The sequence below is a fragment of the Paenibacillus thermotolerans genome, from assembly GCF_028745515.1.
Classification (GTDB): domain Bacteria; phylum Bacillota; class Bacilli; order Paenibacillales; family YIM-B00363; genus Paenibacillus_AE; species Paenibacillus_AE thermotolerans.
The window spans coordinates 1-9433 of record NZ_JAQZSG010000067.1; the positions used below are offsets into that span (position 1 = coordinate 1).

The 9433-nt window shown below is 52.4% G+C and carries 11 protein-coding genes; 8 read left to right on the forward strand and 3 right to left on the reverse strand.

Annotation, left to right across the window (positions count from 1 at the left end; translation table 11 throughout):
* Nucleotides 1-207: 207 nt before the first annotated feature.
* The 3 genes from PT964_RS25845 (at nt 208) to PT964_RS25855 (ending at nt 1579) form a co-directional block, all read left to right on the forward strand.
* On the forward strand, nt 208-570 hold the full coding sequence (locus PT964_RS25845; protein ID WP_274366240.1) for a VOC family protein: 363 nt from the start codon (nt 208-210) through the stop codon (nt 568-570).
* An 81-nt stretch (nt 571-651) separates the two neighbouring features.
* Nucleotides 652-1101, forward strand: a complete 450-nt coding sequence (locus PT964_RS25850; protein WP_274366241.1) for a GNAT family N-acetyltransferase — start codon at nt 652-654, stop codon at nt 1099-1101.
* A 46-nt stretch (nt 1102-1147) separates the two neighbouring features.
* Nucleotides 1148-1579: a hypothetical protein gene (locus tag PT964_RS25855; protein ID WP_274366242.1), complete on the forward strand. Its 432-nt coding sequence runs from the start codon at nt 1148-1150 to the stop codon at nt 1577-1579.
* A 47-nt stretch (nt 1580-1626) separates the two neighbouring features.
* On the opposite strand, the gene PT964_RS25860 is transcribed toward PT964_RS25855, so the two are convergent.
* Nucleotides 1627-3066, reverse strand: coding sequence for an adenylate/guanylate cyclase domain-containing protein (locus tag PT964_RS25860; protein ID WP_274366243.1), 1440 nt, complete (start codon nt 3064-3066; stop codon nt 1627-1629).
* A gap of 290 nt (nt 3067-3356) precedes the next feature.
* Between PT964_RS25860 and PT964_RS25865 the strand changes: the two genes are divergently transcribed.
* Entirely contained in the window at nt 3357-4337 is a 981-nt protein-coding gene (locus PT964_RS25865; RefSeq protein WP_274366244.1) for an Ldh family oxidoreductase, read from the forward strand.
* An 8-nt stretch (nt 4338-4345) separates the two neighbouring features.
* On the opposite strand, the gene fumC is transcribed toward PT964_RS25865, so the two are convergent.
* Nucleotides 4346-5734: a class II fumarate hydratase gene (fumC, locus tag PT964_RS25870; protein ID WP_274366245.1), complete on the reverse strand. Its 1389-nt coding sequence runs from the start codon at nt 5732-5734 to the stop codon at nt 4346-4348.
* Between the two features lie 187 nt (nt 5735-5921).
* Here fumC and PT964_RS25875 point away from each other — a divergent pair, with 187 nt between their 5' ends.
* Genes PT964_RS25875 through PT964_RS25885 form a run of 3 tightly spaced genes read left to right on the forward strand, consistent with a single transcriptional unit; the run spans nt 5922 to nt 8121 of the window.
* Nucleotides 5922-6257: a YmaF family protein gene (locus PT964_RS25875; protein ID WP_274366246.1), complete on the forward strand. Its 336-nt coding sequence runs from the start codon at nt 5922-5924 to the stop codon at nt 6255-6257.
* 11 nt (nt 6258-6268) lie between these two features.
* Complete coding sequence (locus PT964_RS25880; RefSeq protein WP_274366247.1) at nt 6269-7897, forward strand: GMC family oxidoreductase; 1629 nt, start codon at nt 6269-6271, stop codon at nt 7895-7897.
* A gap of 2 nt (nt 7898-7899) precedes the next feature.
* Nucleotides 7900-8121 carry a hypothetical protein gene (locus PT964_RS25885; protein WP_274366248.1) on the forward strand — a complete coding sequence of 74 codons (222 nt, stop codon included), beginning with the start codon at nt 7900-7902 and terminating at the stop codon, nt 8119-8121.
* On the opposite strand, the gene PT964_RS25890 is transcribed toward PT964_RS25885, so the two are convergent.
* Nucleotides 8118-8531 (reverse strand): DUF1259 domain-containing protein, encoded by a 414-nt coding sequence (locus PT964_RS25890; protein ID WP_274366249.1) that lies wholly within the window; start codon nt 8529-8531, stop codon nt 8118-8120. The two genes, PT964_RS25885 and PT964_RS25890, sit on opposite strands and share 4 nt — an antisense overlap.
* 196 nt (nt 8532-8727) lie before the next feature.
* Between PT964_RS25890 and PT964_RS25895 the strand changes: the two genes are divergently transcribed.
* Entirely contained in the window at nt 8728-9141 is a 414-nt protein-coding gene (locus tag PT964_RS25895) for a DUF1259 domain-containing protein (protein ID WP_274366250.1), read from the forward strand.
* The last annotated feature ends 292 nt before the right edge of the window (nt 9142-9433 follow it).

The window sequence follows — 9433 nt, forward strand, 5'->3', positions numbered from 1 at the left end:
TCCACCATCGTGCTCTCCCCAACTTTTATGCAAGGCTAGTGCACTATAAGTTACTATTGATCCCAAAACCTTGGCTCTAGGATTAAAAATTGGTGAATAGCAACTCCAGGTGGTGCTAAAAAATCCCCAGCCGCCTTTTTGGACCGAATAGCAATCTGCAGTGTTACTATTTTCGGGAGTATACTTAATTTCGGAGGTAACTTATTTATGAAAACCACTGCATTGCGTCCGTTCGTTCCATCCGGCAAAGATTATGCGCTTGCGCAGCGTTTCTTTGTAGATCTTGGCTTCGATAAAGTGTATTCGGATGATGAATTGAGTCTTTTTCGAATGGGGGAACAGGAATTTTATCTTCAAAACTTTCACAACCAGGAATTTCAAGAAAACTTCATGGTAGAGCTAGTTGTCGAGGAGCTTGATACCTGGTGGTCGCATATTAAGACCGCTATTCTTGAAAAGGATTACCCGGTTAAGGCAAAAGAGCCGACAGACTATCCTTGGGGAAAACGTGAAATACATGTAATTGACCCTGCCGGTGTTTGCTGGCATATTTCGGAGGCAAAGAAATAAGGCGGATTGAACCAAGGTGAGTTGGAGAATGCAATAAGCGAATGTAGTAAAGTTCAACGCGGATACGGGGAGGAAGTTTAAGTGCATGGAGTCTCAATCCGAAAAGTAAACCATCTTGATCCTTCTACGTTAAACCCGCTGGTTGCATCAAGTGCCGGCGAAGGATTCCGTCACCTCAAACGGTTGGTGAGCGAGTACGAAACCGGAGCCAATACGTTCGACAAAGTAGGAGAAGCGCTCTTTCTTGCTTATCTGAATAGCGAAGTTGTCGGAGTTTGCGGATTGAATCAAGACCCGTATTCAAATCGAAAGGAAGTGGGCCGCGTTCGACGACTCTACGTATCTCCGCATGTACGAAGATTCGGGGTCGGGCGATTGCTCATGAAATCAGTTATAGAAGAAGCTGGAAAGCATTATAAAAAACTTGTGCTTAGGACTGATCAACCGATTGCCGATCAATTTTATCGCTCTATCGGATTTTCAGTGGAATGCAATTCGGAATATGAAAGCCATTTTCTTCACTTAGAGTAGCAACATGTAACTCCCCGGCATCGTTAAAAGTGTTGGGGGTGAGATGATGAACAAAAGGTTCACCGCTATTTTCCTTACTCTCGTAATGGCGTTCGTTGCGGGGTGTGCACAAACGACAACACTTACTTCCAATGAACCTCCTAATGCTGTAGCAAATGTAGAAGAACAACAATTCCCGCTTATCAAAGGCTCCTACCAATGGAAAAACGCAATTGCGGATGCGCCGAGTCCCGATGATTTGGTGAAAAACACCACCGTTTATTTCGTAAAGCCGAATGCCGAACTAACTTTGGATTTCAAAGGGGAACCACCAAATGAAATCACGGTCGGGCTTTGGGGTAGCCAGGAAAACCTGCCGACAAAAGGCCGTGCTTTCGTTCTTCCGAAGGAACCGGGACGATACGTGCTTACCGTTTGGGGAATATGGTCAGGCAATGACCGCGGAAGTTACGCCGCCGCAATAGAGGTCACAAAATAACAATACTCGGTGAGATACCGCCTTCCCATGAAGGCGGTATTTTTTCTTTAAAATTGTTCGAAAGCAAGGAGAATAATGGGCTCTCCGTTGTATATCAAGGTGCAGTTCCATACGCCGCCGTTAGGTATGAGTATTGTTTCATGAGTGCGCGCCGAGATCGGCGGATCGATAGTAACGAAGTCGGAGTACTGCTCGAACATCTTCATCGCGTTGCCTGAAATAAAGTTGAGAGCTTCGCCCAAACCGTCAAGCAGAAGTGGGATTTCCTCTTGAGCGCTCCAGTCTTCGTAGCTCATTCGGCGGAGCAACGACAGCCCGACGGGCAGATCGACGGAACATAGCATGGCGCTTTCCATTTCCGCCGTACCCCGAAAAAATATGCAGGCAGAGATGTCGCGCAGCTTGAATTCCGGCTCCCAGTTCCAATCCAAACTTGTATGACCGGGCGTAAGCTGCAAATGGTGCTCGAAATAAATGACGGCTGTTTCTGCAAATCGGGCAGTAAAAGGCGGCGGCGTAAGGGCGGGCTTTGACCGCACCTCAGCCACCTTAGTAACGTCTTGCTTTCGATTTTTCGGTACAAGCAGCCGCGTTAGCCGATCAGGATCGTGAGTGAGGTCGGATGATGCCGGCAACGGAATGTGTTCAACGTCTTCTGCAGGAGGAGCGGCGCATCGTTCAATGTACCATCGGCTCACAAGATCGTAACGGTTTTGAGCGAATACATCGCGAAACAGTTCCTTCGCCTCATCGTAACTGCCAAGCTCGTACTTCATTAATGCTTGCTCGAAGGCGGGACGCGTCATCAGCTTTTTATCATAAATATCGGGCGGATCGCGATCGAAGCATTCATAGATCGTTTCGATATGCCGCCGGCCCCTTACGCGTACCGAATCGATTTTACGCATGCCGTATTTGCTCGGATCGGAGAGACGAGCCGCCGTATTTCCGGAAACGAGCAGCGTGGTGCCGTAGCGTTTGTTCAACCCCTCGATTCTGGAGGCCAAGTTCACGGCATCGCCGATCACGGTTACGTCCATTCGGCCGTCGCCGCCTACGATGCCGAGCATAAGCGGCCCGCTGTTCAGGCCGATTCCGATTCGTATCGGTTCGTAACCGGCCCGTAATCTCCCCAAGTTATATTCCTGCAGCCGCTCAATCATATCGAGCGCCGACAAAACCGCATTATCCACGTTTTGACCGAACAGCGCCATAATGGAATCGCCGATAAATTTATCGATAAACCCGCCGAATCGGTGCACGCTCGGTTCCATCTTGGAGAGATACGAGTTAAGGAACCGAAAGTTCTGCTCCGGCGTCAGACGCTCCGACAACGTCGTGAAAGAGCGGATATCGGAAAAAAGAACCGTCATGTCCGCTTTAACATGATCCCCAAGTTTTACATCGGAAATAGCGTTCTTCCGCATGTAGTTTAAAAATTGTTCAGGAACGAACCGGCGGTAAGCTTCCAGGAGTCGTTCGTTCATACATCTCGTTCCTTCCTTCACTTTCGGTATCTTTAGGAGAACGTAACGTTGCGCTTGCAGTCTACCGACCTGATTCTACTCTACTTTCATGACGCTGCATAGCTCTCGCAACGATGAAGCGGAAGTCTTTTTTATGGAGTGGGAAATTTGCGTCAGTGGGCGAAATGCATCAAGCCTGACCCGCCAGTACGCGGAAAAAGTACGCGGTTTGTTTTGTGACCGGCCGAGGCGGGATGTTACAATGGTTCCATGTCATGCAAAACTTACGTGTAAGGGAGGGGGAGTACGCGATGAATAATTTGCCTGAACAGTATACGGCCGTGCCAGCGGAGCGGATGAAGCTGTTCGTCTCGTCTTTGGCGCAGCAAGCGGGAATGCCGCAACAGAAAAGCATATTTTTGGCGGACTTGCTTGTGAAGAACGATTTGCGCGGCGTCTTCAGCCACGGCTCCAGACAAATCGCTACATACGCGCGCATTATGCGCGACGGGCTGATCAATCCGAACCCGGAGGTGTCGATCGTCAATGAATCGCCGTCCACCTTGCTTGTCGACGGAGACGGCGGCTTAGGCTATTTCCCTGCTTACCGAGCAGCCGAAGCGTTGGTCGAAAAGTGCCGCGCCTGCGGCATCGCCGTAGCGGTGACCCGCAACCACGGGCACATCGGAGCGGCCGGCATTTATTCCCGCATCTTGGCCGAGCGCGATTTGATAGGCTACGTGACGTCCGGCCACCAGCTTTCGTTACATCCGGAAAAATCGATCATGCAAGCTGCGGGCGGTTCTCCGATGTCGTTCGCCGTACCTTCGGGCGACTCTCCGGCGATGGTGCTCGATTTCGGAACGATGCACGATCTGTACGACGATTCTCCGCACCGGTCGGAAATTATTCGGTTAACGCCGGGCTTGGTGTTCCGCAGCATGGGGTTAGGGTTCATGTGCCAGGCGTTGGGAGGGTTTCTGGCAGGTGTCCCTGTAGAAGAGGAACGGGCGAAGCGCGCATACCAGGGCGCCAATCAAGGCTCGCTGATTATCGCGCTGGACATCGCCAAGTTTACGCCGCTGAACGATTTTAAGTTTGAGATGAGCCGGTATATGCAGCTGACCTCCGAAATGCAGCCGCTCCCGGGCTTTGACCGGGCTACCTTGCCGGGCGTGCTGGAAGCCGAACGCGAGCGGGATTGGGCGGTTCACGGCATTCCGGTAGGCAAGGACCACCGGGATGTGCTGGAAAAGGCGGCCCGGGAGTTTGGCGTTGAGGTTCCTTTTTAAGTATATAGTCACGACTTCGGACGAATCATCTCTTCCGGCCGTACAGCCTCGTCGAACTGCTCCGCTGTGAGCAGACCGAGCTGTACGGCCGCTTCTTTTAGCGTAACGCCCTCTTTATGGGCGTGCTTGGCGATGGCCGCGGCATTCTCATAGCCGATATGCGGATTTAACGCGGTGACCAGCATTAACGACTGCTCCAGGTAAGTCCGAATGACCGCTCGATTCGGCTCGATGCCTGCGGCGCAATTCACGTTGAAAGAGCGGATGCCATCAGCGAGCAGCCTGACCGACTGCAAGAAGTTGTACGCGATCACCGGCTTGAACACGTTCAGCTCGAAATTTCCTTGGCTGGCGGCGAAGCCGATCACGGCGTCGTTGCCCATGACCTGACAGGCAATCATCGTCACCGCCTCGCTCTGTGTCGGGTTCACCTTCCCGGGCATAATCGAGCTTCCCGGCTCGTTGGCCGGGATGATCAGCTCGCCGATGCCGCAGCGCGGGCCGCTGGCGAGCCACCGCACGTCGTTGGCGATTTTCATCAGATCGGCGGCGAGCGCCTTGATCGCACCGTGAGCGTACACCATCTGATCGTGGCTCGTCAGCGCATGAAATTTGTTTGCAGCGGATACGAAGCGTTTGCCCGTTTGCTTGCCGATCTCTTCGGCGGTTGCATTCCCGAATTCGGGATGCGCGTTCAGCCCGGTGCCGACGGCGGTTCCGCCGATCGCCAGCTCCTTCATCGCGTCGGTGCCGCTGCGAATCATGGCGGACGTCTTCTCCAGCATCGCCAGCCACCCGCTTATTTCCTGACCGAGCGTTAGGGGAGTAGCATCCTGAAGGTGCGTCCGGCCGATTTTTACGATATCCGCATACTCCTCCATCTTCCGGCTGAGCGTCTCTTTGAGTGCTTCCAGCTCCGGGAGGAGCCGATCCTCCACGGCGATGACGCCGGCGATGTGCATGGCGGACGGGAACGTGTCGTTCGAGCTTTGCGATTTGTTTACATCGTCGTTCGGATGAATGCGTCCGGCGCTCCCGCGGGCGGCCAGCAGCTCATTCGCCCGATGCGCGATCACCTCGTTTACGTTCATGTTCGTTTGCGTGCCGCTGCCGGTTTGCCAGACGACAAGCGGAAATTGCGAATCCCATTTCCCTTCGATGATCTCGTCCGCAGCCGTTACGATCGCATCCGTCTTCTCGGGATCCAGCTTGCCCAGCCGGCGGTTGGCAAGCGCGGCGGCCTTCTTCAATATGGCAAGAGCCCGAACGATTTCCAGCGGCATGCGTTCCGTGCCGATGTTGAAGTTTTCGCAGCTGCGCTGCGTCTGCGCTCCCCACAATACATCCGCCGGCACCTTGATTTCACCCATCGTATCTTTTTCGATTCTGTACTCCATAACGGCTTTCGCCCCTTTTTTTATGATGTAACTCCATGATATTCCTTCTAGTATTTTCCACCCCGGCGCTTGCCATTCAACAGCATGGAAAGCCTCCCCTTTCCCGGAAAAAAAATCGGCATTCGCCCACTCCAATGGGAACGTTGCTGAATAAAATGCCTAAAATCGTATAGGCAGGTGTGGATGCTTGGAGATTAAAAAAGACAGTTTCGTTCCCGGCTTCGTCCCGGAGCACAATCACGGGTCCGTCGATTATACCTCGGTTGCAGACGGCCACGTTCATCAATGTCTGGACGTCACGTCCCCGCCGATTCGAACGCAAGACGGGGGGCACATTCATTACACCGAAGGCTACGTCGTATTCGAGGATGGCCATAACCATCACTACAAAGCGTATTCCGGTCCGGCAATCCCTGTAGGCAACGGCATGCACGTTCATTATTACGATTTCTATACGTCGACCGACGACGGGCACAAACATCGCGTGCAAGGTGTTGATATGCCGGCGCCGGGAACGAAATAGGAGGACTTCCGATGAGCGGCAAGTTGATTTTCGATTACATTGTCGTAGGTACGGGACCGGCGGGGGCCGTCATTGCGAAGACACTCACCGACGACAAAAAAACGTCCGTGCTCGTATTAGAGGCAGGGGGGAATAACGACAAGGACAGACCGATCCGCGACTCAACTTTCGCTCTGGAACTGGAGGAACGATTTTACCCTCAATATTTTTGGCAAGGAGAAGGAGTCCCTCAAGAAGGGCTGAATGACCGCGCGTTCGAATGGACGACCGGCAGGCTGCTGGGCGGCGGTTCTTCGATTAACGGCGAACAGTACGTACGGCCTACTAGAGCGGTATTCCGGGAGTGGGAGAAGCTGTTGGGGCCGCTCTGGTCGCCCGCGAGGGCGACCAAGCGATTCAAAAAGTTGGAAAAATACAACGGAAAGACCGGCAATAAAGCTGCACGAGGCTTTAAGGGAAGAATCGACATCAGGCAGGCTCCGGTCTCCCCTACAACGATGGCGAATAAGCTCGTTTCGGCCATCGAGCGGGCAACGGGATTTCCGAGAATCGTCGATTATAATAATCCGAATACGCCGCTCGGGCCGTTTACCCGCTGGCAGCTGTACCAAAATCCGAATGGAGGGCGGGAAAGCTCGTCTACGGCGTTTCTTTCTGCGGACGTCGTTTCCCCGGACGGACTCGGCGTACGGGGCCGGAAGCTGCAATTATTATCGAAAGCAACGGCTCTTCGAATATTGTTTTCGGGAAAAAGGGCTACGGGAATAGAGTTCTTAAGGGAAGGAAAATGCGAAAAAGCGTACGCCCGGAAGAAGGTTATCGTATCCGCAGGGATCAATAGCGCCCAACTGTTGATGCTGTCGGGCATCGGACCTGCCAAGATGCTTAAAAGAGCGGGCATTCCCGTTATTTTCAACAATCCAAATGTAGGGAAAAGCTTAAGAAACCACACGCTGAACTTCGCTGTGTTCGAAACGAATCCAAGCGACAGAGCGCTGCCTTCCTCGGACCCCAATGCGCTTTATACCGGCGGAGCTTTCCTGCCGGACCCTTCGGGCATAAATTCTCGGAGACGCACGGTGCAAATTCTCGGCATTGGTTCCGAAGAGGATCGGTTGACTTTGGCGCTTCTTTATATGAAGCCTAAGAGCCGGGGGGCCATTAAAATTCAAAACAACGATCCCTTGAAAATTGTGCTTGCGGATGAAGGCTTTCTCGAAAATCCGGACGACATGGAAGCCGTTAAAAACATCTATAAAATATATGTGCGGAATATAGCGACCGAGCTGGCGGCCATCGATCCCACTTATCGGCTCGTCTCGCCGACGATCGACATCATTGACGACGACTCCCAATTGGAGGAGTTCATTAGGGACAATTTCGAGCATAACCACCATCAGCAAAGCTCGCTGCGCATGGCTCCATTGAATAAAGGCGGTGTTGTGGACCGCCTCGGCAACGTTCACGGGGTGAAAAACGTGATGGTCGCGGACGCTTCCATCATTCCGTTCACGGTGGATGGGAACACTTCGGCGGCAGCTTTTCTTATCGGCTACACGATTGCCCGGCAATTGGCGCTGCGCGATCGGAGACAAAGATTGAAGAGAAGAAGAGAGCAATTCGAAGATTTCGAGGAATAAAGATGCAGCCGAGTAAAGGAGCTGTGCGAAATGTATGGTTATTATCCGATGTATTTCCGCTACGCGACCGAGGCTACTGGACGAGATTGACGGTCAACAGCATCGTCGGCCGCCTTCCGGACGAAGCGGAGACGACGGCGAGGCTTCTGCGCAACGTGCTTTCACCGCTTAAAAAAATCCCCCCGCTGCGCCTGACGATGGCGTGCGGGGGGATTGCCGTTTAACCCAAGAAGCGAATGGAAGCTTTCGTCTTTCTGGCAAAATTGATCGGATTATCGATCGATTCCCAGTGAATGTACATCAAGCGCGGCGTTTCATTCAGCCAGTGGTTATGAAGCGCCGTTACTTTAATGCCTCTCCGTTGAAGATTGCGGATAAGGCGGTTCGCCTGATCTTGGCGGACGGCCGTTTCTCCTAAACAAAGAGCGCGTCCGTTCTTATCGAGAGATTCGAAAGAAAAGAGCTGATAGCGGACCAACGGCGAAGTCGTGCGTCTGCCGAGTATTTTTGCACGCAATCTTCTGGAGCGGGAGACGAAGCAGACAGGGCCTGCATCGATTTCATGCTCGCCGCCCAAAATGCGGGCGAATTGATTGCAAAGCCTTCTGAAACGCGGAGATACTTGAACTGCCATCCTGCATTCCTCCTTATGGTTATACGGGATATCGTATGATCGCAGGAGGAGAGGCGCTTGTGTTATCGTACGTGCGGCATCTATTGATTTTTCTCAATTTATTTTTAAAAGGGCTAATAGAGTAGACGAATGATAGGACGGAACCGGACTCCCCCTCATACGATGTATCATCCTAGCGAGGGAAGGAGGAATAAGTATGGCAATCAGCAAACAACTTTGCAATCGGTTGGCCCGAATTGTCGGCGGTTCGGGATCCATTGTCAACGGCGCATGCTTGGTTCAAAGATTTCGCAAAAATCTCAACTTGAGAATTTTGCGGCGCCGGAGCAAATCTCCTCTTACCATTCCGTTCTTCATATCTGCCGAATCCCGCGACGCGCGCGGACGGACGCTGAACCTGGGTGAAACCGTTATATTGGAGCGGGAGATCAACCGGTTCGTTAAGGAGCTTCGCAATCGCGGAATCACGGTGACGGCGCTTCATAACCACTGGCTGTTCCAAAACACCTCGTTCAAGTACATCCACTGGGAATCCGTAGGGGATCCGGTGGTGTTCGCCAGAAATACCGTAGCTGCGGCTAGAGCTGCGGGCATTCTTCCGAGACGATAATGTTAATGTAACGGCGGGGGCGCTGCATGTTTTATGCGGCGCTCTCGTTGTTTTTTAACGATATAGAAAGTTTATCGCACGGTAGTTTATCCTCGAAGTATTACTCCTCAGCAACCCCTTACGGTGCAAACGGTCACTACAGACGTTAAATCGCCAATATGCCCACTGCCAATTCGCTAACGGTCACTACAGACGTTAAATCCCGATTTTTGGCGCTGATCCCTGCTTTTTCAAGGAAATAACTGCAGTGGTGTCCGTCCCTCGTATTTAAGGGGAATGCTCTCGAATACTC